Origin of the sequence: Lacibacter luteus, assembly GCF_004118265.1 — a bacterium.
Lineage (GTDB): Bacteria > Bacteroidota > Bacteroidia > Chitinophagales > Chitinophagaceae > Lacibacter > Lacibacter luteus.
Window position 1 is genome coordinate 148684 of record NZ_SDHW01000002.1, and the last position, 22119, is coordinate 170802.

Annotated in this window: 26 protein-coding genes; 18 read left to right on the top strand and 8 right to left on the bottom strand. The window is 40.8% G+C overall.

The features are described from left to right. Nucleotides 1–56: 56 nt before the first annotated feature. On the top strand, nt 57–860 hold the full coding sequence (locus ESA94_RS08200; RefSeq protein ID WP_129130401.1) for a DUF4394 domain-containing protein: 804 nt from the start codon (nt 57–59) through the stop codon (nt 858–860). A gap of 49 nt (nt 861–909) precedes the next feature. Here the strand turns inward: ESA94_RS08200 and ESA94_RS08205 are convergent, their stop codons facing one another. The 3 genes from ESA94_RS08205 to ESA94_RS08215 form a co-directional block, all read right to left on the bottom strand. Further along, nucleotides 910–1365: a hypothetical protein gene (locus tag ESA94_RS08205; protein WP_129130402.1), complete on the bottom strand. Its 456-nt coding sequence runs from the start codon at nt 1363–1365 to the stop codon at nt 910–912. Between the two features lie 176 nt (nt 1366–1541). Then, nucleotides 1542–2465 carry a PfkB family carbohydrate kinase gene (locus ESA94_RS08210; protein ID WP_129130403.1) on the bottom strand — a complete coding sequence of 308 codons (924 nt, stop codon included), beginning with the start codon at nt 2463–2465 and terminating at the stop codon, nt 1542–1544. Between the two features lie 132 nt (nt 2466–2597). After that, nucleotides 2598–3068, bottom strand: a complete 471-nt coding sequence (locus ESA94_RS08215; RefSeq protein WP_129130404.1) for a hypothetical protein — start codon at nt 3066–3068, stop codon at nt 2598–2600. 187 nt (nt 3069–3255) lie between these two features. On the opposite strand from ESA94_RS08215, the gene ESA94_RS08220 reads away from it, so the two are divergent. From ESA94_RS08220 to paaD, 6 genes are all read left to right on the top strand, one after another. Continuing rightward, nucleotides 3256–3849, top strand: coding sequence for a TetR/AcrR family transcriptional regulator (locus tag ESA94_RS08220; RefSeq protein WP_129130405.1), 594 nt, complete (start codon nt 3256–3258; stop codon nt 3847–3849). 13 nt (nt 3850–3862) lie between these two features. Next, nucleotides 3863–4945: a 1,2-phenylacetyl-CoA epoxidase subunit PaaE gene (gene paaE, locus ESA94_RS08225; protein ID WP_129130406.1), complete on the top strand. Its 1083-nt coding sequence runs from the start codon at nt 3863–3865 to the stop codon at nt 4943–4945. 101 nt (nt 4946–5046) lie between these two features. Then, nucleotides 5047–6003: a 1,2-phenylacetyl-CoA epoxidase subunit PaaA gene (gene paaA, locus ESA94_RS08230; protein ID WP_129130407.1), complete on the top strand. Its 957-nt coding sequence runs from the start codon at nt 5047–5049 to the stop codon at nt 6001–6003. Nucleotides 6004–6018: 15 nt separating this feature from the next. Next, nucleotides 6019–6381, top strand: coding sequence for a 1,2-phenylacetyl-CoA epoxidase subunit PaaB (gene paaB / locus ESA94_RS08235; RefSeq protein ID WP_129130408.1), 363 nt, complete (start codon nt 6019–6021; stop codon nt 6379–6381). Nucleotides 6382–6400: 19 nt separating this feature from the next. Then, a complete protein-coding gene (gene paaC, locus ESA94_RS08240) occupies nt 6401–7138 on the top strand; it encodes a 1,2-phenylacetyl-CoA epoxidase subunit PaaC (RefSeq protein ID WP_129130409.1) in 738 nt (245 codons plus the stop codon). A gap of 35 nt (nt 7139–7173) precedes the next feature. After that, nucleotides 7174–7692: a 1,2-phenylacetyl-CoA epoxidase subunit PaaD gene (paaD, locus tag ESA94_RS08245; protein WP_129130410.1), complete on the top strand. Its 519-nt coding sequence runs from the start codon at nt 7174–7176 to the stop codon at nt 7690–7692. A 71-nt stretch (nt 7693–7763) separates the two neighbouring features. Here paaD and ESA94_RS08250 read toward each other — a convergent pair whose 3' ends face one another. After that, complete coding sequence (locus ESA94_RS08250) at nt 7764–8684, bottom strand: hydroxypyruvate isomerase family protein (RefSeq protein WP_129130411.1); 921 nt, start codon at nt 8682–8684, stop codon at nt 7764–7766. Between the two features lie 155 nt (nt 8685–8839). On the opposite strand from ESA94_RS08250, the gene ESA94_RS08255 reads away from it, so the two are divergent. The 4 genes from ESA94_RS08255 to ESA94_RS08270 all read left to right on the top strand — a co-directional run bounded on the left by ESA94_RS08255 (nt 8840) and on the right by ESA94_RS08270 (nt 12846). Further along, nucleotides 8840–9805: a formylglycine-generating enzyme family protein gene (locus ESA94_RS08255; protein ID WP_129130412.1), complete on the top strand. Its 966-nt coding sequence runs from the start codon at nt 8840–8842 to the stop codon at nt 9803–9805. Nucleotides 9806–9902: 97 nt separating this feature from the next. Continuing rightward, entirely contained in the window at nt 9903–11222 is a 1320-nt protein-coding gene (locus tag ESA94_RS08260) for a Gfo/Idh/MocA family protein (protein WP_129130413.1), read from the top strand. 178 nt (nt 11223–11400) lie between these two features. Continuing rightward, nucleotides 11401–12042, top strand: a complete 642-nt coding sequence (locus ESA94_RS08265) for an MgtC/SapB family protein (protein WP_129130414.1) — start codon at nt 11401–11403, stop codon at nt 12040–12042. Between the two features lie 27 nt (nt 12043–12069). Next, nucleotides 12070–12846 (top strand): enoyl-CoA hydratase-related protein, encoded by a 777-nt coding sequence (locus ESA94_RS08270; protein WP_129130415.1) that lies wholly within the window; start codon nt 12070–12072, stop codon nt 12844–12846. A 53-nt stretch (nt 12847–12899) separates the two neighbouring features. On the opposite strand, the gene ESA94_RS08275 is transcribed toward ESA94_RS08270, so the two are convergent. Together ESA94_RS08275 and ESA94_RS08280 are read right to left on the bottom strand one after the other, a co-directional pair. Further along, entirely contained in the window at nt 12900–14351 is a 1452-nt protein-coding gene (locus ESA94_RS08275; RefSeq protein ID WP_129130416.1) for a T9SS type A sorting domain-containing protein, read from the bottom strand. Between the two features lie 22 nt (nt 14352–14373). Then, on the bottom strand, nt 14374–15909 hold the full coding sequence (locus ESA94_RS08280; RefSeq protein WP_129130417.1) for a hypothetical protein: 1536 nt from the start codon (nt 15907–15909) through the stop codon (nt 14374–14376). Between the two features lie 275 nt (nt 15910–16184). Here ESA94_RS08280 and paaI point away from each other — a divergent pair, with 275 nt between their 5' ends. The 3 genes from paaI to ESA94_RS08295 all read left to right on the top strand — a co-directional run bounded on the left by paaI (nt 16185) and on the right by ESA94_RS08295 (nt 17961). Then, nucleotides 16185–16601, top strand: coding sequence for a hydroxyphenylacetyl-CoA thioesterase PaaI (gene paaI / locus ESA94_RS08285; RefSeq protein WP_129130418.1), 417 nt, complete (start codon nt 16185–16187; stop codon nt 16599–16601). 62 nt (nt 16602–16663) lie between these two features. Continuing rightward, nucleotides 16664–17347: a hypothetical protein gene (locus tag ESA94_RS08290; protein ID WP_129130419.1), complete on the top strand. Its 684-nt coding sequence runs from the start codon at nt 16664–16666 to the stop codon at nt 17345–17347. A 29-nt stretch (nt 17348–17376) separates the two neighbouring features. Then, nucleotides 17377–17961, top strand: coding sequence for an acyltransferase (locus ESA94_RS08295; RefSeq protein WP_129130420.1), 585 nt, complete (start codon nt 17377–17379; stop codon nt 17959–17961). 38 nt (nt 17962–17999) lie between these two features. Here the strand turns inward: ESA94_RS08295 and ESA94_RS08300 are convergent, their stop codons facing one another. Together ESA94_RS08300 and ESA94_RS08305 are read right to left on the bottom strand one after the other, a co-directional pair. Next, nucleotides 18000–18401, bottom strand: coding sequence for a hypothetical protein (locus ESA94_RS08300; RefSeq protein ID WP_129130421.1), 402 nt, complete (start codon nt 18399–18401; stop codon nt 18000–18002). Nucleotides 18402–18406: 5 nt separating this feature from the next. Further along, a complete protein-coding gene (locus ESA94_RS08305; protein WP_129130422.1) occupies nt 18407–18766 on the bottom strand; it encodes a hypothetical protein in 360 nt (119 codons plus the stop codon). Between the two features lie 198 nt (nt 18767–18964). Here ESA94_RS08305 and obgE point away from each other — a divergent pair, with 198 nt between their 5' ends. The 4 genes from obgE to ESA94_RS08325 all read left to right on the top strand — a co-directional run bounded on the left by obgE (nt 18965) and on the right by ESA94_RS08325 (nt 22059). Further along, nucleotides 18965–19954: a GTPase ObgE gene (gene obgE / locus ESA94_RS08310; RefSeq protein WP_129130423.1), complete on the top strand. Its 990-nt coding sequence runs from the start codon at nt 18965–18967 to the stop codon at nt 19952–19954. A gap of 38 nt (nt 19955–19992) precedes the next feature. Then, entirely contained in the window at nt 19993–20886 is an 894-nt protein-coding gene (locus tag ESA94_RS08315; RefSeq protein ID WP_129130424.1) for a CPBP family intramembrane glutamic endopeptidase, read from the top strand. 152 nt (nt 20887–21038) lie between these two features. Beyond that, nucleotides 21039–21860, top strand: a complete 822-nt coding sequence (locus ESA94_RS08320) for a hypothetical protein (protein WP_129130425.1) — start codon at nt 21039–21041, stop codon at nt 21858–21860. Nucleotides 21861–21864: 4 nt separating this feature from the next. Then, complete coding sequence (locus tag ESA94_RS08325; protein WP_129130426.1) at nt 21865–22059, top strand: hypothetical protein; 195 nt, start codon at nt 21865–21867, stop codon at nt 22057–22059. Nucleotides 22060–22119 lie beyond the last annotated feature (60 nt).

Here is a 22119-nt window from a genome sequence, read left to right on the forward strand (position 1 = left end):
TCGTTTATTATTATCATCTCAACCTCCGGATTGCATCAATTCGAAAAACAATTACCATGAAATTACAGTTACAACATCTTGCTATTGCAGTTACTGCACTTTTGTCTGTCACTTTTATTGCCGGCTGTAAAAAGAAAAAAGAAGACACTCCAAAATCGCCCAATGCGTATGCAATTGGCGGTACAAACAACCTCATGGCTTTCCACCTAAGCACGCCCGGCACTACAACCAGCATTGCCATTACGGGTTTGCAGGCAGGTGAAAATATTCAAGCAATCGACATTCGCCCTGTGGACGGACAATTGTTTGCATTAGGAAGTACAAGCCGCCTTTATACCATTAATACAACCACCGGTGCGGCTACATTAGTAGGCTCAGGTGCATTTACCCCAGCCATTGGTGGTTCTGCTTTTGGCTTCGATTTTAACCCTACTGTTGATCGTATAAGAGTAATCAGCAATAGTGGACAGAATCTTCGTTTAAACCCGGCTACCGGAGCAGTAGCAGCAACGGATGCGAATATCAACCCAGGCGCTCCTCAAATTTCCGCCGCAGCTTATACCAACAATTATTCCGGCTCTACTACAACTTTACTGTATAACATCGACCCTTCTACCGATAAACTCTACAAACAAGATCTGCCTAACAGCGGCACGCTGACAGAAATTGGTGCTCTAGGTATTGATGTAGATGGCAACAATGGTTTTGACATTACCGGTAACGACAATAAAGCTTATGCTCTATTAACAGTTGGCTCTACAACCAAACTTTACAGCATTAACCTTGCAACCGGTGCAGCTACTGCTGTTGGCAATTTTCCATCAGTTGCAAAAGGATTAGCAATATTGATTGGACAATAAAAAAATACATTAAAAAGAAGCCCCGCAATTGCGGGGCTTCTTTTTGAAATTACCAAGGCTTCTTTTGCCCATGCCAATAAATCGCTGCAACAAATTCTCTAAAGGGATCAGTCGGCATTGATTTATCTAATGGAACTCCTATAATACGCAAGCCGTCGCTGATGACTATCTTATGGTGATTGGCAAACTCAAGTTTAATGCGAGATGAATCAGGTAATTTCTTTTTGCTGTTTAAAATCCTGTTACAGTTACCAATCAATTTTTTCACTTCGATTGTAAACGATGAATCCAGTCTTTTTTCCGATAAGACAACAGAGCCATTTCTAGAAACGGAAGCCAGATATTCGTTATTAATCCTGGATACAACAACCAATGGCTCATCATCGGGAACGAAACATCCTGTTGTTATTAATTGTACGCTTAACTTACCTCCTTCTAGTATACCTGCTGGCGGCATCCCGTTTACTAATTGAACCAGAGAATCTTTCCCTTCAATATAGGTCAATCTTAAAGGCTTTTCTTCATTGTTACATGAAAAAAGAAACAACGATACTATGCCCGGAAATATGTAATTGAAAACTGACATTAATCGGAATAGATTGCAGATGTTGGTTGCACGAACCAACAATAAACAAAAAAAGCAGCATTGCTGCTGCTTTCAACGTTTTATTTAACATTTCCTCACACCAACTCAATATCAAAATTCACCAGTTGTACAAACTGCTGAATGCGTGCATCAATATCGGCTTTGGAGATTTCTTTTAAACGTGTGGTGCCAAATTTCTCTACGCAGAAGCTGGCCATAGCACTACCCACAATAATGGCCGTCTTCATGTTTTCGAAACTGATGTCTTTTGTTTTAGCAATATGGCCAATAAAACCACCTGCAAATGTATCGCCTGCACCCGTTGGGTCAAACACATCTTCTAACGGTAATGCAGGAGCAAAAAACACTTCATCGTTATGGAATAACAATGCACCATGCTCGCCTTTTTTAATAATCAGGTATTTCGGCCCCATGTTCATAATCACTTTTGCCGCTTTCACCAACGAGTACTGTGCACTCAGCTGGCGGGCTTCGCTGTCGTTTACCATCAACACATCTACTTTACTTAATACTTTCTCAAGGTCTGCCATAGCAGTTTCCATCCAGAAGTTCATAGTATCAAGTACAACCAGCTTGGGCTTCTGCTTCATCTGATCGATCACTGCATTTTGCACTGCAGGCACCAGGTTGCCCAGCATCAGGAATTCGCAATCCTGGTAGCTATCCGGAACAACAGGATTAAAATTAGCCAGTACGTTCAGTTGTGTATCGAGTGTATCACGGGTGTTCATATCGAGGTGATAACGGCCGCTCCAGAAAAACGATTTTTCGTTTTCTTTAATTTCCACACCATCGGTTACTACTCCACGTGCTTCCAGCATTTGCAATTCTTCTTTAGGAAAATCGCCACCTACCACACTCAATTGCTTAATAGGAGTTGCAAAGTTCGAAGCGCTCCATGCAATATAGGTAGCAGCTCCGCCAATAATTTTATCACTTTTTCCGAACGGGGTTTCAATTGCATCAAATGCCATTGAACCAACAACAACTAACGACATAGTAATTTTTTAGGGTTATGATCCGTTAATGCGAATCGGCGCAAAGGTAATGGCTGCGGGCCTATGGTACATAACTACGCATAAAAAAAGCGCCATCGTTTCCGATGACGCCTGTATAATTGACCCGATTTATTATTTGTCGCTTCTTACCAGGTCGAACGATTTGTTATCGCTCATTACCAACCACATCATATCGATCTGGTTAATGTCGAAAGCCTTATCGAAACAGACGTATTGAATATGGTTCTTACCGGCTTCAACAGTCCAGTTGCAGGCAAGGTCGCCATCTTTTGCCTGTGTGGTGTAGTTGTAAAACAGATCGTTGTTTTTGAGCTTGATGTAGATCTTGTAATCACTCCATTTAAACGAATCTGCCCCTTCCTGGTTAATAACGGCCATACGGATCTTGGTATAACCGGTACCATCATCACGGGTAATGTATTCGTTCTTGGTAACATACACCCCAATAAGGAAGTTGATGGTTTTACTTGGGTTTGAAATGCTTTCGTAATAATAATAATCACTTTGAGCTTTGGCGGTTGCGGGAGCAAGTGCCATAAACGCACCGCAAATGAGAGCGAGGAAAAAGAGTTTTTGTTTCATGTGATGAGTTTTAAATTGGGTCAAAATATAAATACCTGCAAAAAGCTGCAAACTCCCGAAGAGTAAAACTGCATTGCGTTTAACAAGTATGATATATGCAATGTTTACAGCTCAAAAATATCCGTAACAACACTTCTTTTCAATACCCGCAGGACGGTATTTTACTTAAAACAAATTACATTTGGGCATGGGAAAACTGAAAGTGCCAAAGAATGGCAACCGCAAAGACCTCATTGTAAAAGCCGGCGCAGCCCTCTTCAGGGAAAAAGGTTTCGGTGCAGCCAGTATGCGAGACCTGGCCGAGAACCTTGGTATTGAAGCCGCAAGCTTGTACAATCACATTCGTTCCAAGAACGAGATTCTTGAATCTGTTTGTTTTAATGTAGCCAATCGTTTTAATCTTCATCTTGATGAAATTGAAACCGGAACACTGTCACCGATCAAAAAGATCGAAACAATACTCCGTTTTCATATTCAGCAGATGATTGATAACTACGAAGAAGTAATGGTGAGCGACAGAGAGTGGAAACACCTCGATGAACCTTACCGTTCTAACTTCCACACACAGCGCCGCAACTACAGAAAACGTTTAGCTACAATCATTGAAGATGGTATTAAGAAAGGTGAGATCAAAAAAATTGATGCTCCCACTGCTGTAGTTATTCTGCTTCATTCTGTAACCGGTATTGAAAGCTGGCATCGTTCTACTGCTAAAATAAGCGGAGCGGAGCTTGAAGACAATATGGTGATGATTATGATTGATGGTTTAAGAAGTAAGTAGTTAAGTTTGCTTCATGTCCATCCATTTTCATTCGCTTGCTGTAAAAGAAGTTAAAAAAGAAACTGCCGATTGCGTGTCTATCCTGTTCCGGATTCCGGAAGCATTACAGGAAACGTTCCAATTTACACAAGGGCAAAGTCTTACCATGCGCACCATCATTAATGGTGAAGAAGTTCGTCGTACCTATTCTATTTGCAGCAGCCCGCTGGAACAACAGTTAAGGGTTGCCGTAAAAAAAGTAGCAGGTGGCGCCTTTTCAATTTTTGCCAATGAGCATCTGAAAGTTGGCGACGTGCTCGATGTAATGCCCCCTATTGGTCGTTTTAATACAAATCTTGATGCCGCAAACAAAAAGCATTATGTTGCTTTTGCTGCCGGTAGTGGTGTTACTCCTCTTCTTTCTATTATCAAAACTACTTTAGCTGTTGAACTGCAGAGTTCGTTTACACTTGTGTATGGCAACCGAAACCGTTCTTCCATAATTTTCTTTGAAGAGCTGGAGGCGATGAAAAATAAGTACATCGATCGTTTCAATCTCATTCACATTCTCAGCAGGGAAAAAACAGATGCTGATCTGAATTTTGGAAGAATAACAACCGAAAAGTGTGAAGCTCTTTTCAACAAGTTGCTGGATTTAAAAGCAACGGATGAGTTTTTCATTTGCGGACCTGAAGACATGATCTTTACTGTTCGGGATTTTTTAGAAAGCAACGCTGTTTCTGAAAAGAAAATTCACTTTGAACTATTTACTACACCCGGGCAGAAGAAAGCTGTAAGTCACAAGCCGCAAGCTGTAAGCGAAGAAGCTGTCAAAAGCAATATCAGCATTAAGTTAGATGGAAGAACTTTCGAATTAAGTATTCCGCTCAACAGCGATACAACCATTCTTGATGCAGCCATGCAGCAGGGAGCAGACGTGCCTTATGCTTGTAAAGGTGGGGTGTGCTGCACCTGTAAAGCAAAGCTTCTGGAAGGTGAAGTGAAAATGGATGTTCATTGGGGATTGGAGCACGAAGAAATTGAACAGGGTTATATCCTCACCTGTCAAAGCCACCCGGTATCTGAAAAAGTGGTGGTTGATTTTGATGTGAAGTAAGCGCTCACATCCTGCATGAGAATTATCTGTACAAATAAAGGCTGATCATCGCACCAAACAGGTGTTAGTTTTGATTACATTTGCGAATCAAGTAGATTGTTATGTCTGTACACGATTTTGAACAGGTGTTTGAACAAAAAATCACCGATGAGGTAAAGATTGAACCAAAGGATTGGATGCCCGAGGCATATCGTAAAACCAATCTCCGGCAGATCAGTCAGCATGCCCATAGCGAAATTGTGGGGATGTTGCCCGAAGGCAACTGGATCAGCCGTGCACCATCGCTTAAACGTAAAGCTATTTTGATGGCAAAAGTGCAGGACGAAGCCGGTCATGGTTTGTATCTCTATTGTGCTGCTGAAACTTTGGGCATGAGCAGGGAAGAAATGATTAACGATCTGCACAGTGGCAAAGCCAAATACTCTTCCATTTTTAATTACCCCACATTAACATGGGCCGATATGGGTGCCATTGGCTGGCTGGTTGATGGCGCTGCCATTCTCAACCAGGTGATGTTGTGCCGTACCAGCTACGGACCTTATGCAAGAGCAATGGTGCGTATTTGTAAAGAAGAAAGTTTTCATCAGCGACAAGGATTTGAATCGTTGCTGGTTTTATCAAAAGGAACAGCTGAACAAAAAGCGATGTGCCAGGATGCCATCAACCGTTGGTGGTGGCCGAGTTTAATGATGTTTGGACCAAAGGACAGCGAAAGCACCAACAGCGACCAGAGTATGAAGTGGAAGATCAAACGCAAAAGCAATGATGAGTTGCGCCAGCAGTTTGTTGATATGTGTGTTGAGCAAATAAAATTATTAGGCATGACTTTGCCTGATCCGCATTTGAAATGGAACGAACAACGTGGTCATTACGATTTTGGAGAAATTGACTGGAATGAATTCTGGAATGTGGTGAAAGGAAATGGACCTTGTAACAAACAACGTTTGGAAGCACGCCGCAAAGCACACGAAGAAGGAACATGGGTGCGTGAAGCAGCCGCTGCACATGCGGAGAAACAAAAGTCAAAAGCAGCAAAGGAGAATTTAGCAGCTGCTTAATTACAACAATCAATTATGAACTTTCAGATAAGAAAATTTTATTACGGTGATATTCCTGATACGAATGCAGGTGGTAATTATCAATCTCAATCCGATACAACGGCCTGGCCTTTGTGGGAAGTATTTATCCGCAGCAAACAAGGTCTTGATCATAAACATGTGGGCAGTTTAAAAGCAGTTGATGCACAAATGGCCATTGAAAATGCAAGAGATGTTTACACTCGACGCATGGAAGGTGTAAGCATTTGGGTGGTTGAAAGCAAATACATTCATGCCAGCAACCCTGATGAAGCTGAAAGTTTATACGATCCTGCAAATGATAAAGTGTATCGCCATCCTACTTTTTATGATCTACCAGACGAAGTAAAACACATGTAAGTTCAACAGATAATTTTTAATGGATAATTCTTTAATCGACTATACTCTTCATTTAGCTGACACGACATTGATTCTTTCGCAACGAAACAGTGAGTGGTGCGGACATGGGCCAATACTTGAACAGGATATTGCCATCACCAATATTTCATTAGACCTGCTTGGACAGTCAAGAAATTTTTATCAATACGCTGCATTACTGCTGAATGATGGTTCAACAGAAGATTCGCTTGCTTACTTACGAACTGAACGTGAGTTTAAAAATCTTTTATTAGCAGAACAGCAGAACGGCGATTGGGGACAAACCATTTTACGTCAATATTTTTTCAGTCAGTTTCAACTGCTCTTGTTTCAACAGTTACAGCAAAGCAGTGATGAGCAATTAGCAGCTATCGCAACAAAAGCTAGTAAGGAAACAACTTATCATGTTCGCTGGAGCAGCGAATGGGTGATCCGTTTGGGCGATGGTACAAATGAAAGTCAACAGCGCATGTTACACGCCATTGATGAGCTTTGGCGTTATACCGGCGAACTGTTTGAAGCAGCAGAATATGAAACAGCAATGGGCATTGATCTTGCTGCTATCAAACAAACATGGACTGAAAAAGTAACTGCAGTATTTGATGAAGCGAAACTTCCTGTACCGCAAAATGTATTTATGCAAACAGGTGGTAAGCAAGGTGTACATACCGAACAGCTTGGTTATATCTTAACTGAATTGCAATACCTGCAACGGACTTATCCGGGAGCGAAGTGGTAAGCCCCATCCCCTAAGGGGAGGGATAATTAAGCAATATGAACAATGAGCAACTACATATCGATACTGCTGCCACAGAACAAAAAATCTGGTCGATACTAAGCACAGTAGTTGATCCGGAAGTTCCTGTATTAACAGTAATTGATTTAGGAATTGTAAGAGATGTAAAAATTCATGACGATCACCTGGAAGTTATCATCACTCCTACCTACACCGGTTGTCCAGCAATGGATATGATTGCCATGAACATTAAACTTGCTTTGGCAGAGCAAGGGTATAAGCAAGTGAAAGTTGTTTCTGTTCTTTCACCTGCATGGACTACTGATTGGATGACGGAAACCGGAAAAGAAAAACTGAAACAATACGGTATTGCTCCACCTAATCCTAAGCAACAGGTTTGTAGTGATCAATTGTTTGCGTCGAACGAAGCAGTGCAATGCCCGCACTGCAATTCGTATCACACTCACCGCATCAGCGAATTTGGTTCTACGGCCTGCAAAGCATTATATCAATGCGATGATTGCAAAGAGCCGTTCGATTATTTTAAATGCCACTAAAGATTTCTGATGTAGGATTTAGGATGTATGATTTTAAACCAAATCCGAAATCATACATCTAAAATCTACAATCAAAAACTATCTACTTCACGATAGGCTTTAATCAACGCTACTTCACCTTCTTTGCCGGGTTGAGAATTACCATGTTCCATCCCTAGTAATCCTTTGTAACCTTTGCCTGTAAGATGTTTGAAAATGTTTTTGTAATTGATCTCACCCGTTGTTGGTTCTTTTCGTCCGGGGTTATCGCCCAACTGCACATACACTGTTTCATCCCACGACAGATCAATATTCGGAATAAGATTGCCTGAATGGATCTGCACATGATACACATCAAACAGCATTTTACAACCGGGACTGTTTACCGATTTCACCATTTCATAAATGTTTGGGATGTCGGGCAATACCTGGCTTGGATGATCACGAAAGTTCAAAGGTTCGAGCAAAAGGGTAAGATTTTCTTTGGCAAGGATATCTGCAGCACGACGTAATGATTCCAACACATTCGCTTTCTGGTAAGCAATGTGCATGTTATGACTGATCAAACCCGGCACCACTACCATCCATTTGGCACCGCAACGTTTAGCAACATCAACCGATTCTTTTATCTGCGTTAAAAACTTTTCACGAATAGCTTTATCGTTTGTTGTGAGCGATGGTTTCTGCCAATCAATATCATGCGCCACAAACACACCCATCGTCATACCCAATTCTTTCAACGTAGCACCAATCTTTTCCTGGTAAGCCTTATCTCTTCCACGCATGCCATTATCTTCAATTGCTCGAAAGCCCTGCCCATGTGCAAACTTTATCTGGTCGATAAAATCATTGCCTGCGTGGTTACGGAACATGTTATCATGAATGGCATAATTCATTTTAAAAACAGGTTCGGCAGAAGTTTTCGTTGTGTTTGTTCCTGCCATTGCTGCTGTTCCTGTTACTGCGGCTGCGCCGGCCAGTACCGATTGCTGAAGAAATTGTCTGCGTTGCATAATTTTTGTTTGGATGCTCAATTTAATAAGTCTGTTCAATAATCACGAAATCGATTTTTAAGTTGTGCAAACGGTTTCACAACAAAAAAATGCCGGCATTCACATTTCACTAACAAGTGATACGCTTAGTTTCAGTAATTTCCATCCTCACTATTATGAACAAGAAAAATTTTCTGTCGCTTTTAAGCGTGGTTTGTGCTGCTATTGCCACAGCACAAACACCCGATACATCATTCCGTACATATCTGCAAGCTATTCCCGGGAGTTCGTTGCAAAGTAAAATGGTTGCTATCCCGTCCGGTAAGTTTATGATGGGTAGTCCCGATCAGGATAAACAAAAAGAAAACGATGAAACACCGCAGCGTGAAGTAAGTGTGGGTGCTTTCTGGATGGGTGCTTATGAAGTAACCTATGATGAGTTCAATGCATTTTTTCTTGATGAAACCATCAGCCAGAATACAAGTGTGGATGCAGTAACAAGACCAAGCCCTCCTTATATTGATATGACATTGGGTATGGGAAAGACGGGTGGCTTTCCTGCCAACAGCATGCAGCAATATGGTGCACTCATGTATTGCAAATGGCTGTATAAAAAAACAGGCGTGTTCTTTCGTTTACCAACAGAAGCGGAGTGGGAATATGCAGCCCGTGCAGGAGCAACAACTGTTTACCCGTTTGGCAGCGATGCAAAAGAGTTAGGTAACTATGCATGGTTTAAAACAAACAGTGAAAACCGTTATCATAAAGTGGGTGAGAAAAAACCAAATGCCTGGGGCTTGTATGATATGCTGGGCAATGTGGGCGAATGGGTGCTTGATCAATACACTGATACGTATTTCACAACCATTGGCGACAAAGCAACGAATCCTTTGATTGAGCCAACGAACCGCTATCCACGTACAGTAAAAGGCGGAACTTACCAGGATGAAGCAAAAGACTTGCGTAGTGCTAACCGATTAAAATCTGATCCGGTGTGGAACCGTCGTGATCCGCAGATCCCAAGAAGCAAATGGTGGAATGCTGATGCACCGTTCATCGGTTTCCGCATTATCCGTCCGTTACAACAACCAAGTGCAGAAGAAGCGGAAGCTTTTTTTCAAAAGTATCTTGGGGAAGACTAAGGAAAAAATACGAAGTACGAGGTACGACAAAGACTCCGTGTCCCCTGTGTCTCCGTGGTAAATAAAAATATAAACTGTAAATATCTAAACCTTCAACATGAATAACGATAACAAAACACGCAGGGAGTTTGTAAAAAACTCTTCGCTGCTTGCCGGCGGTCTTATCATGAGTCCGCTTTTGTCAAAAGCTAATTTCTTTTCGGGTGCCGATGAAACCATTAAGGTTGCACTTGTTGGTTGCGGTGGCCGTGGCACTGGTGCTGCTATGCAGGCGCTGCTTACCAAGCAAAATGTAAAACTGGTTGCAATGGCCGATGCGTTTCGTGACCGCATCGACAACTGTTATAAAACATTAACGAGAGATGATGGCTCCGGTTCTTCCGTAAAAGCAAAAGTTGATGTGCCTGAACAAAACAAGTTTGTTGGCTTTGATGCATATGCAAAAGCAATTGCCTTGGCCGATGTGGTGATCTTAACCACACCTCCGGGTTTCCGTCCAATTCATTTTGAAGAAGCAGTGAACAAAGGCAAGCATGTGTTCATGGAAAAACCGGTAGCAACTGATCCTGTTGGTATCCGTCGTGTGCTGGATGCTGCTGAAAAAGCAAAACAGCAGAAATTAAATGTGGTTGTTGGTTTGCAACGCCGCTATCAAAACTCTTATCGTGAATTATTCAAACGCAAGAATTTAATTGGCGATATCACTTCTGCTCAGGCATGGTGGAACAATGATGGCGTATGGGTGAACAAACGCAAATACGGACAAACAGAAATGGAATACCAGATGCGTAACTGGTATTATTTCAACTGGCTTTGCGGCGATCATATCGTAGAGCAGCACATTCACAATATTGATGTGATCAACTGGTTTAAAGGTGGGTTCCCTGTGAAAGCACAAGGGATGGGCGGAAGACAAGTGCGTAAAGGAAAAGATCATGGTGAAATTTTCGATCATCACTTTGTTGAGTTTACCTATGCTGATGGTTCAGTATTGAACAGTCAATGTCGTCACATTCCGGGCACAATGAGCCGTGTGGATGAACTGATCATTGGTACAAAAGGAAGTATCATTGGTGATGCAGCAACAATACTTGATGCAAAAGGAAAACCTGTTTACCAGTTTGATAAGAAAGGCGAAAACAATCCTTACCAAAACGAACATGATGAATTGTTTGCAGCTATTGCAAAAGGCGAATACAAATTTGCTGATGCAGAAATTGGTGCAAAGAGTACACTTACTGCTATCATGGGTCGTATGGCTACATACTCAGGACAAATGTTGGAGTGGGATAAAATTTTAGCATCTAATCTAAATCTTCAACCAAAGAAATATGATTGGGATGCAGCACCTCCTATTCTTCCAAACGATGATGGTTATTATCCTGTTGCGGTGCCGGGTGTAACAAAATATGTTTAATCATTTCTAATTGCATATTCAAAGGCCATCGTATTGATGGCCTTTTTTGTTTAGGTGCATTAGGTATGCCATATTTAAAACAGTTTGATAAAATTCATCAGCGTTTTGAAATATGGCATACCTGGCTTGTTGTTGTTTTACATTTACTAACTTGTTCTTTGTTTAAAGGATACAACTTATGGATATTACTATCTACTTAGAAGAAGCGGCACAGGTGTCCGTTGCATTTATCATTGGTGCCGTTATTGGATTGGAACGTGAATTCAGAAGCAAGCCTGCGGGTTTCCGAACGATGATTTTTATTTGCGTGGGTTCCTGTTTGTACACCATTCTCTCCAAAGAAAGCAATAACGTAAGTCCTGATCGTATTGCCAGTAATATTGTAACCGGCATTGGCTTTATCGGTGCAGGCGTCATTTTTAAAGAAGGTATTTCGGTAAATGGTTTAACAACCGCAGCACTCATCTGGATCACTGCTGCATTGGGCATGGCTATTGGTTATCATAATTATCCGTTGGCTTTTGTTGTGGGCAGCATGGTGGTTGTTGCTTTGTTTGTACTGGAACCTGTGCAACGTTTCATCAACCGTTTACATAAAGTAAAAGATTACAAGGTAAGAACTGGTGATACGAGCGATGCATTTAAAAAAGACCTGGAAGATTTTTTTGCGGCGCATGATATCAATTACCGTTGCATGAAAATGGTGAAAGAAAATAACGATGCAATTTATCTCTATCGAATTGGTGCACCAAAGCATGATTATGACATGGTGAACGATTATTTTCTGAAACACAAAAACATCAAGAGCTTTGATGTTTAACTTTGTCTCACACTTTAACTGTTGCACATGTCATCCATCTTATTCGAAATAAAAAATTCGGTTGCATACATTACACTCAACCGCCCGGATAAATTCAACTCCTTCAACCGTGAAATGGCTTTGCTGTTGCAAAGCAAGCTTGATGAATGTGCATCACTCCACGAAGTGCGTTGTGTGTACATTACCGGCGCAGGAAAAGCATTCAGTGCGGGGCAGGATATTGGAGAGTTGGTTGGTGAACACAAAGTTGAACTGGCGCAAATCTTATCTGAGCACTACAATCCAATTGTTAAACGCATCCGCAATTTGCCCAAGCCCGTTGTGGCAGCCGTGAATGGAGTTGCTGCCGGTGCAGGTGCAAACATTACATTGTGTTGTGATATTGTTGTGGCAGCAGAGTCTGCATCGTTCATACAGGCATTTTCAAAAATTGGTTTAATACCCGACAGTGGCGGCACATTTACTTTACCACGTTTAATTGGTTGGCAAAAAGCAAGTGCATTAATGATGACGGGTGATAAAGTAGCCGCAACGGATGCAGAGAAAATGGGCATGATCTATAAAGTAATGCCCGATATCATCTTTGAAGAAGAGAGCAAAAAAATTGCAGAAACATTAGCAGCTATGCCCACAAAAGGTTTGGCTTATACAAAACATGTATTGAATTATTCCTTCACTAATTCCTGGGAAGAACAATTGCAACTTGAAGATCAGTTTCAGCAGAAAGCAGCAGCAACAGAAGATTACCAGGAAGGCATCAATGCTTTTTTAGAAAAACGTTCTGCCAAATTCAACGGAAAATAAAAAAGCCCGTTACACATTGCAACGGACCTATCATCAGTGGTAAGCAAGTAGCCTTAGTTGGTTTTTATAAATCTTATTGTTTGCAAAGCGCCGCTGTCATCTTTTAATTGAAGTATGTATGTTGCCGCAGGTAATGCTGCAAGATTTAATGCAACTGCATGATCGCCTTTGTTATACAACTGCTTTGCATTGTACACAATACTTCCCGATGTGTTGCTGATAAGCATTGTTACAACAGAAGCCTGCGTTAATGAAAAACTAATTGTTGTTTTCTCTTTTACCGGGTTCGGGTATAGTGATGCTGTTTTTAATGCTGTAACATTTATACGGATAATTTTTGAGTAAGTTGCAGTTCCATCTGCATCTGTGAGTTTAATACGGTAATAGTAAGATCGGTTATTGATGTTCTGGTGAACAAATTGATAGTTTCTTAGAGTAGTGCTGTATCCTGAAGCGATTATTTTACCTGCTTCTGTAAAATCAATTCCATTCAGAGATGTTTCAACAGAAAAATGTGAAGTGTTTGTTTCTGATGAAGTGGACCAATTAATAATATTTTCATCTCCATTATTACGTCCGGATAATTCAATTGAACCTCCGGGTAAAATGGCCATTTGCATGGTTACAGTAAATGGTGAGAAGCTTGTAAATCCTGCCCGTGTAACAGTGTATGGATTTGATCCTGATGCCATAATATTTACCAAACCATAATCCCATGCCGATGAAGTATAATGTGCAAGCCGGCTGAATACCCTGTTAAAACCTGTAAGCTCAATTGATGCGGGCCATTGACAGGTAAGTGTTGCATTAGAACCTCCGTTCACTGTTTCAGAAACCATCCATGTTGCATTCACCACATTTGAATTCATAACACTGCCACTTGTTCCGCTTGAGTAAACGGCAGGTAACATTCGAACATTGAATACATCGGTTGTTGAAAACATCGATAGTGAAATTGTAACCGGCGTATACACACTTGATAAACCAACAGGAAATAATGTAGACCCACTCGCCTGCACCTGTTGTTTCAACACACCTGTTCCCACAGCAACAACATAATTGTTTGTTCCAGCTCCCATAATAGCAGCACTGTTGGCAATTGTAAGATCATAGTTGCCTATCGACAATTTACCTGATGTTAAATTCAATGTGTGATTTACAGTTGCTGCAGAAGATAAATTCGCTAACCCTGATGCTTTGTTCACCGTTAGCTTATAAAAAGGCGAATTACTTGTTGTACTAATATATTGTGTTCCTGTACCGGTTAAAAATAGTTCACCACTTCCAACTGTCCATGCGCTTTGGTTATTGGTAAAATTCTGTTTGGCATACACTTTACCATTGTTTGTAAACGTAGCCGATGAACTGTTTGTAAAATTGCCGACTACAGTAAATGAATCGGTGCTGCTTCCGGTAATGTACAATGTACCGTTATTGGTAACATCAACCTGCGCTTGCGTTACCAATGCATAAAAAGAGAAACAGAAGCAGAATATTTTCTTCATAATAGTTGGAGATTGATTCTGCTTATTTAATGGCAATGTTCATTGTTTCAACAGTCATGCTGCTGTTGTCCGATGTATTAGCGGCCCACACTTCAATATAATCGTTGGTGGTGAGCTGCACGGTGCAAGTGATCGTTAGCGATCCTTTATCTACACCGGTTGACAAACGCATGGCCTGTTCCGATTCAGGAAGCTTTACGCCATTCTTATAAATATAAAAGGAGAAATATTTATTTGCTGAAGTAGAGGTTACACTCACAGAAGCCACCACCGAAAAACGACGTGTTTTAATACCGTCATAAATCAAACGGTTATTGCCCGACGTGCTAACTCTGAACAATCCTGCTGAAGTGGTTGTACCCAATACTTTTGTTGGCACGTTTGTGCCCGAAAATGTTGTTGATGCAGTTGAGGTCAAATAAAGATTACCTGTGGCAACATCATCTTTCTCCGTTGTAATACCAGGACACTCTACTTCCCATTTACCGGAAAAACTTCCATTTACTCGTGTACCTGTTCCCATCATGGCGGTATTCTTAAAAGTAGCGGCATCACTAATGGTTGTTACGCCCGATACGTCGAGTCCTACAGCAGAATTTGTACTTACCGCATTACTGAAGCCACCCAGTTTTTCAATCATTGTAAAACTACCCACCAGTTTTTCGTAGGTATTACTGTTGGTTGCAAACCATGCAGTATTATCAAGCAACAGATTGCTTACATCCTGGTAGGTAATTCCGTTTATATTGCCGGAATAATTTACAACACTGAAGAATACAATATAACCGCCTTTCACAAGGCCAACATCTTTACAACTTGCAACTACATTATCTCTGAAAACAAGATTCTCGGTTGCTCCCATATCTAAGTTGAAAAGTTTTGCGCCGGTAGTTATGGCAGCAAGTGTTAATGTTTTTACAGTACCGCCTTTTGTACCGGTAAAAAGTTCGCCACTGCCCGGAGTGTAAATCAGTTTATCGTTATTGGCATCCATACCTACAAGATAACAGCCATTAAGATTGATCTTACTGGTTAAATAGATCGTACCATTTATTTCATAAGTTGTACCCGCAGCCAGTGTAATAATACCCGACACAGGCGCAGGAAAGTCTGATACAGACTGTACCAAAACGTAATTGTTTCTTGTTTTACTAACACCAGAGCTTATAACATTCCAGTTAGATCCATCGCTTATAACTGTAAGCACTTCTTTTGTATCATTCAGCAACCATGATGAACCACCATCAATAGTTTGCGACGAAGTAGTGGAAACAGTAAGCACCGGTAAAGGGCTTGTTGTACTAACGTTTTTAATTGTATAAGTTCTGCCTGCACAGCCGGTTGCATCGGGCAAGGTAAGTGTTGCGGCAGAAGTACCTGTAAACAACAAATTATTATCTGTTGATGCAGCTGTTGTTGAAGCGGTGAATGAGCGGTAATTCAACGCTAACGAGCCTCGTATATCTAATGTGGATGTTGGCGAAGTTGTGCCGATGCCTATTTGTGCATGTAACACAGTGCCGCACACACAAAACAATATCACAAAAAGATTTTTCATCTGGTTTAAGGATTTGGATTCTTTAAAATAACGTACTCCTATCAGGCGATAAAAGTAGTTTACCCGGTCATTTTCACTTATAGTGTAATTGTCAATAATCAGCCCGCATAAATACTACAGTTAACCACAAATTACTTAGCATACATGCTGTAAGCACTTAGCGGCGCATAAAAAAATAATGCCACGCTTTTTACCATAGCTCAATATGAAATACATTTATATTCGTTAGCAGCAGAAAATTTCTTGATCGTTATTATAAATTTTAATCTTGTTATATGAGCAACCATCCCGAAAAAGTAGTGGAGCACATGATGCAAAACGATCGCTTTAGCCAATGGCTGGGCATTTCAGTTATAGAAATTAAAGAAGGGTACAGTAAAATAAAAATGACGGTTCGTGAAGAAATGCTCAATGGCTTTGGCATTGTACATGGTGGCATTGCTTTTTCACTGGCCGATAGTGCATTTGCCTTTGCCTGTAACAATCGCAATAATTTGTCTGTTGCTTTAGATACTTCTATCAACTTTATTAAACCGGTACATCCCGGCGATGAACTAGTTGCCGAAGCCAAGGAGTTGCACAATGGCCGGTCTACAGGTTTGTATCATATTTCCATCTTTAACCAAAACGATCATTTGGTGGCACAGTTTAAAGGAACCTGCTACCGCACAGGCAAACCACTAGTTTTGTAAGCATCATTGCAAATACAAAAGCTTTTTTTTATTTTAAGATGCCCGCTTTAAAACTTCACATTATGAAACAGGTATCTTATTGGGCACGCCATCATGTAGCTGCAGCCCGAATTATTATTATTCTGCTTTACATTCCGCTTAACATTCTTGCCTATTTAACCGGCGCACTGCTTTGGGATGTTCAGGTAGAACTCTCTCCGTCTTTCATTAATTCTGTAGCAATACTGGTTGTGGTTTTATACATCTGCTACCGAAAAAAGGCATCGTACTATCAAAAGAAATTATTTCAATTTGCAATAGGCATTTGTACGTTCTGCATTATTTGTTTTTATGGCAACCAGTCCCGTACTGCTAATTTATATATCCCCATCTCCGGCACAACACAGGCTGTAAGCATAATTGACAACCAACCTGTTTCTGTTGAAAATGAAAAAAACAAAACAAAAAAAGAAAGCCGGCAGTTAAAAAAACAACTGAAGAAACAGTTTAAAAAGGCAATAGCTGATGAAGAAGGAATGAAACCATGGGTAAAAATTCTTCTTATTGTGCTAACTGTAGCTGTTGCAATACTTCTTTTATATGGTTTGGCTTTACTTGCCTGCACGCTTTCATGTAATGGTGCAGAAGCAGCAGCCTGGGTAGTAGCCATACTTGGGTTGGCCGGAATTATTGCAGGCTTATTCTTTGTAATTCGTGGTATTGTGGGCAGAAAGAAGAGAGCGAAACAACAAGCATCCGCAAATTGATTTTTACATTTGGCCGAACTTCATTTTTTATGATCTATTCTTTCAAAGGTTTTATTCCTGTTGTACACGAAACATCCTTTGTACATCCACAGGCTGCAGTAACAGGTAACGTAATCATTGGCAAACATTGTTACATTGGCCCGGGCGCTGCTTTGCGTGGCGATTGGGGTGGTATTATTTTAGAAGATGGGTGCAATGTGCAGGAAAACTGCACGATACATATGTTTCCCGGTGTTACGGTATTATTGAAAGAGGCTGCACATATTGGTCATGGTGCAGTGATACATGGTGCAACTATTGGCCGTAATTGTTTAATAGGTATGAACAGTGTGGTGATGGATAATGTACAGTTAGGTGATGAATGTATTGTAGGTGCATTAAGCTTTATTAAGGAAGGCGACCTGTTTGAACCAAGAAGTTTAATTGTAGGCAACCCCGCAAAAAAAATAAAAGAAGTAAGTGATGAAATGATTGCGTGGAAAACAAAAGGAACGCAGCTATATCAATCATTGCCTGCCAATATGTTCACCGAATGGGAACTATGCGAACCCTTGCACGAGATACCGGCCGAACGGCCGGCCCAGGAACATTTGTATAATAACTGGAAAAAATAAAACAAGCCCTCATTTTGGAGGACTTGTTTTATTATACTTTATTTACGAAAACCGCTTTCGACAGTAAAGTTCGCTGCCACACGGCTTCTTTCTCTTGAAATTCTGCGGCCTCTGAAGAACAGGTACAGGTTAAAGAAAAGCATAATGCCCAGGTAAATGCTAAAGCCGCCTATTTTATAACTGAGTGTTTCCAACATGCCCCGGCTATCAACAATATCACTTGCAATTTCCATTATGGTTAATGCAAAACCAACGTTAAGAAGGTAAAAGCCTGTTTCAAAAAGTTTGTTTGTGCTTAATGCAATGTCTTCTTTACCATTAAAAATATCGAGCATAAACGCTTTGCTGTTTTTAAAAAGTATATGCGCTACATACCAGGTTAATGCAATTACAACAGGCAGATAAATTAAGTAAGCTGTAAAGTTGAATGATGTGTTCATAACATTTATTTTTTTGAGTGAAGGGAAATTTGCTGCCGTTTACGGATAAGGTAAATAACCAGCATATTAAAAAAATGAATCAACGCAAGTGTAAGCATGATGCGGCCCGTCATTATAAAAACGCTTTCGAACAACTGTAGCCAACTTGTTATGTTTTGCCACAAATTGATCATTAATGCAGCATATCCAAGATTGAGCAGGTAATACCCAACCAGCAACAGTTTATTAATAAAATCGGTAAGCTCCTCGTTACCATCCAGCAAACCCAATATGTAAATGCGGCCGTTGCGGTAAAAACGCAAACCCACGTGAACCGTAATAAAATAAGTAAGCAAGAGGTAGATGATGTAAGCGACGCTGTTCATACGCTGTGTTTTTGCTTAACAGTTCAAAGCTAAACATTAGTTTTTGTATTTTCAATATTTTCTGAAAATTAATTAATCTGCAATGTCTGCTTTGTCTACATGTAAAAAGTGCTATTTTCTACTGCTACTGAAGACAGACAACAACAACCAAACAGAAATGCTGTTGCTCGGCGCATAAAAACTATCTTTGCCGCCAGCATGGAAAAGAACTTTATTGATTACATACGGGTATTCTGTCGTAGCGGGCATGGTGGTGCAGGTATTAAGCACTTTATGCGTAATAAACTTACTGCTAAAGGTGGTCCCGATGGTGGCGATGGTGGCCGTGGTGCACACATTATTCTGCGTGGTAATTCGCAGCTCTGGACTTTGCTGCACTTACGTTATTACAAGAATGTTTTGGCAGAAAATGGTGCTCCGGGTGGCAAAAACAATATGACGGGGCGTGATGGAAAAGATATCATCATTGAAGTGCCGCTTGGTACTATTGCACGTGATGAAGAAACAGGAGAAGTACAAGCCGAAATACTGGAAGATGGACAGGAAATAGTTTTTATGCGTGGTGGCCGTGGCGGTTTGGGCAACAGTCATTTTGCAACACCAACAAACCAGGTTCCCGAACATGCACAACCAGGCGAACCCGGCGTTGAGGGCTGGAAACTTCTCGAATTAAAAGTACTTGCTGATGTTGGTTTGGTAGGTTTCCCCAACGCAGGAAAATCAACTTTGCTTTCTTCTATTACTGCAGCAAAACCAAAAATTGCCGATTATGCATTTACAACATTGGTACCGCAGTTGGGCATGGTAGAATATCGTGAGGGAAAAAGCTTTTGCATTGCCGACTTACCCGGTATTATTGAAGGTGCGGCCGAAGGCAGAGGTCTTGGTCATCGTTTCCTTCGCCATATTGAACGTAATGCGGTATTGTTGTTTTTAATTCCTGCAGACAGTAACGATCACAAAAAAGAGTTTGAAATTCTTGTAAACGAGCTGGAAGAATACAATCCTGAAATGCTGCAGAAAGATTTCATTGTTGCCATCAGCAAAAGCGATATGCTGGACGATGAACTGAAAGCTGCAATTACAAAAGAATTGCCTAAGAATGTACCGCATGTATTTATTTCGGCTGTAACCGGACAAGGCTTAACAGAGCTGAAAGATATTCTGTGGCAGAAGTTGAATGCATAAACGCTGTACAGTATCTTTCGCATCGCTAACATTCAACATTGCGAAAACTCATAACCATTACCGCTGCCGATCTGTTACAACCTGCATCGTATAAAAAATACGTTGTCTGCTTTTTTATTATTGCACTTGCCTGTGCTGTTAATTATTACAGCAGCTTTCCGTTATGGATCAGGAATCAACCGTTCTTGTTTTCGCTTTGCTGGTACAGTCTGCTTTTCTTTTTCTTTTTCTTTGCAGGCTTATTCATCGAAAGCGGTTTTCGTTTTACGCAAAACAAACGGGTGCAGTTTGTGTTTACTGTTGCACCTGTATTATTTGCATTGAAAGTAATAGCTCCCTTCTATCTCCTTTTGCCTGGAAATATACCCGCTGCTTACCATAATGCATTTCTTCAACCAATGAACTGGGCAGGCGGAGTTGTACTTATCCTTTCGCTTCTGCTTCTTGTTCATCGTTTACTCGAAGGAAGATCGGGTTTGTACGGAAGCCGTAAAACACAATCACTGCGCATTTATTTTTTGTTGATTGCCTGTATGCTGCCATTGCTGCTATGGGCATCCTTGCAAAGCGATTTTGCTGCTGTATATCCTAAAGCTGCTGTTGTTCAAAAACAGTTAGGTACTGCTGTGCATCCGTTGCATTATTTTTTGTTTGAAGTGGCATACGCTTCCGATTTTTTTACCATTGAATTTTTCTTTCGTGGTTTTCTCATCATTGCATTAGCAAAAGCTATGGGCCGCCAATGTATTTTACCCGTTGCATTGTTCTATTTTTCTATCCACCTAGGCAAACCCATGATGGAAGCTGTAAGCAGTTTCTTTGGCGGTTTGCTGCTTGGCAGTATTGCCTTCAACAGTAAAAGTATCTGGGGCGGTTTACTGGTACACATCAGCATTGCATTATTAATGGAATTGTTTGGATTCATTTTTTAACAAGGCAGTGCAGCATCATTTCATGTGTTAATTTTTATTTGATTTTGGACACATGTTGTTCGCCACAATAAAATTTTCATTTCGGTTGGTAATAAAATGAATATTTTATTATGGCTCATTTCGTAATTTAGTTTTCATCATACAACCGTTATATGAAATACATTTTTCTTTTACTCCTTTGCAGTTTTGTTGTTACAGTAAACAGCAATGCCCAATCCGTACGTCAGTTGCGCAAAACAATTGAACTTAAAATGCCCAAAGGGCCTGGTAATAACGGAGGCACAGTTGCACAAAATGGAAAGAATCGTTATTTCTATGCAACTGTTGCGGGTAATAAAACCTATAGCCTGGCCTATTTTAATGTAGTTGGAGAAATGATGTCGCCACCCGATCTGGCTTTACTGGCCGATGTACGTGGACTTTGGTACAACCCGGCATTAAAAACATTCCAGGGTAATTTATTTGGCGATGGTGGATGGGTAACTTATGTAATGGATGATGCAGGCGTTGTGTACGATGTAAAACCGTTTGCAAAAGGGCAGCTGCAACCCTTTCCTAATTCGGTTGGGCAATATAATATGCGGGAAAACCTGGTGCATTTTTTAAAAGGCTCAACAGTAGTTTCGTACAACGCAGCAAACGGTGCCGAAGACAAAACAAAAACCTTTGTGCTGAAAGTTGGTTACAGCAAAAAAACACCGCCCCCTGCCGATTATAAAATTGATTCGAATGCAGTACTCAGCAATTACAATACCACCACCGTTATTTATACAGGTATCAGCAATGCCGAGTTCGGTTTGCTGAATGTGCAGACAAAAGAAATTGAATTGTACAGCAAAGCAGATGGTTTAATGTACCAGAAATTAAAACTTCCTGTCGATGCCATTGTAAACGATAAATTAAATTTCAGCTTCAGTAACAATACCTACTTCCTGTTCGATGCAAGAAACCGAACCTGGGTAGGTTACCGTTAGTTATATGCAGCATTGTCTTTTCTGTGGACATATTGTTCAACTGGTACATGTACATGGTCACTATCAATGTCCTGTATGTGGTACAAATGCATTGCCTTGCTGCGATGGCGACAATTGCCATACCAATCAATTTTTGCAGGAAGAGAAAAACACCAGTAAAGAACCGGCACCACAGCCACCTGCTTCCGCCAAAGACTGATGAACAACAGCTCCCCGAATATGGTTTTTCCGTAGGTTTGTTTTTCTATAAACTTTTATA

Coding starts and splice junctions, on each gene's coding strand:
- ESA94_RS08200 (WP_129130401.1), top strand. CDS start 57: ATGAAATTACAGTTACAACATCTTGCTATTGCAGTTACTGCACTTTTG.
- ESA94_RS08210 (WP_129130403.1), bottom strand. CDS start 2,465: ATGTCGTTAGTTGTTGTTGGTTCAATGGCATTTGATGCAATTGAAACC.
- ESA94_RS08215 (WP_129130404.1), bottom strand. CDS start 3,068: ATGAAACAAAAACTCTTTTTCCTCGCTCTCATTTGCGGTGCGTTTATG.
- ESA94_RS08220 (WP_129130405.1), top strand. CDS start 3,256: ATGGGAAAACTGAAAGTGCCAAAGAATGGCAACCGCAAAGACCTCATT.
- paaE (WP_129130406.1), top strand. CDS start 3,863: ATGTCCATCCATTTTCATTCGCTTGCTGTAAAAGAAGTTAAAAAAGAA.
- paaA (WP_129130407.1), top strand. CDS start 5,047: ATGTCTGTACACGATTTTGAACAGGTGTTTGAACAAAAAATCACCGAT.
- paaB (WP_129130408.1), top strand. CDS start 6,019: ATGAACTTTCAGATAAGAAAATTTTATTACGGTGATATTCCTGATACG.
- paaC (WP_129130409.1), top strand. CDS start 6,401: ATGGATAATTCTTTAATCGACTATACTCTTCATTTAGCTGACACGACA.
- paaD (WP_129130410.1), top strand. CDS start 7,174: ATGAACAATGAGCAACTACATATCGATACTGCTGCCACAGAACAAAAA.
- ESA94_RS08250 (WP_129130411.1), bottom strand. CDS start 8,684: ATGCAACGCAGACAATTTCTTCAGCAATCGGTACTGGCCGGCGCAGCC.
- ESA94_RS08255 (WP_129130412.1), top strand. CDS start 8,840: ATGAACAAGAAAAATTTTCTGTCGCTTTTAAGCGTGGTTTGTGCTGCT.
- ESA94_RS08260 (WP_129130413.1), top strand. CDS start 9,903: ATGAATAACGATAACAAAACACGCAGGGAGTTTGTAAAAAACTCTTCG.
- ESA94_RS08265 (WP_129130414.1), top strand. CDS start 11,401: ATGGATATTACTATCTACTTAGAAGAAGCGGCACAGGTGTCCGTTGCA.
- ESA94_RS08270 (WP_129130415.1), top strand. CDS start 12,070: ATGTCATCCATCTTATTCGAAATAAAAAATTCGGTTGCATACATTACA.
- ESA94_RS08275 (WP_129130416.1), bottom strand. CDS start 14,351: ATGAAGAAAATATTCTGCTTCTGTTTCTCTTTTTATGCATTGGTAACG.
- ESA94_RS08280 (WP_129130417.1), bottom strand. CDS start 15,909: ATGAAAAATCTTTTTGTGATATTGTTTTGTGTGTGCGGCACTGTGTTA.
- paaI (WP_129130418.1), top strand. CDS start 16,185: ATGAGCAACCATCCCGAAAAAGTAGTGGAGCACATGATGCAAAACGAT.
- ESA94_RS08290 (WP_129130419.1), top strand. CDS start 16,664: ATGAAACAGGTATCTTATTGGGCACGCCATCATGTAGCTGCAGCCCGA.
- ESA94_RS08295 (WP_129130420.1), top strand. CDS start 17,377: ATGATCTATTCTTTCAAAGGTTTTATTCCTGTTGTACACGAAACATCC.
- ESA94_RS08300 (WP_129130421.1), bottom strand. CDS start 18,401: ATGAACACATCATTCAACTTTACAGCTTACTTAATTTATCTGCCTGTT.
- ESA94_RS08305 (WP_129130422.1), bottom strand. CDS start 18,766: ATGAACAGCGTCGCTTACATCATCTACCTCTTGCTTACTTATTTTATT.
- obgE (WP_129130423.1), top strand. CDS start 18,965: ATGGAAAAGAACTTTATTGATTACATACGGGTATTCTGTCGTAGCGGG.
- ESA94_RS08320 (WP_129130425.1), top strand. CDS start 21,039: ATGAAATACATTTTTCTTTTACTCCTTTGCAGTTTTGTTGTTACAGTA.
- ESA94_RS08325 (WP_129130426.1), top strand. CDS start 21,865: ATGCAGCATTGTCTTTTCTGTGGACATATTGTTCAACTGGTACATGTA.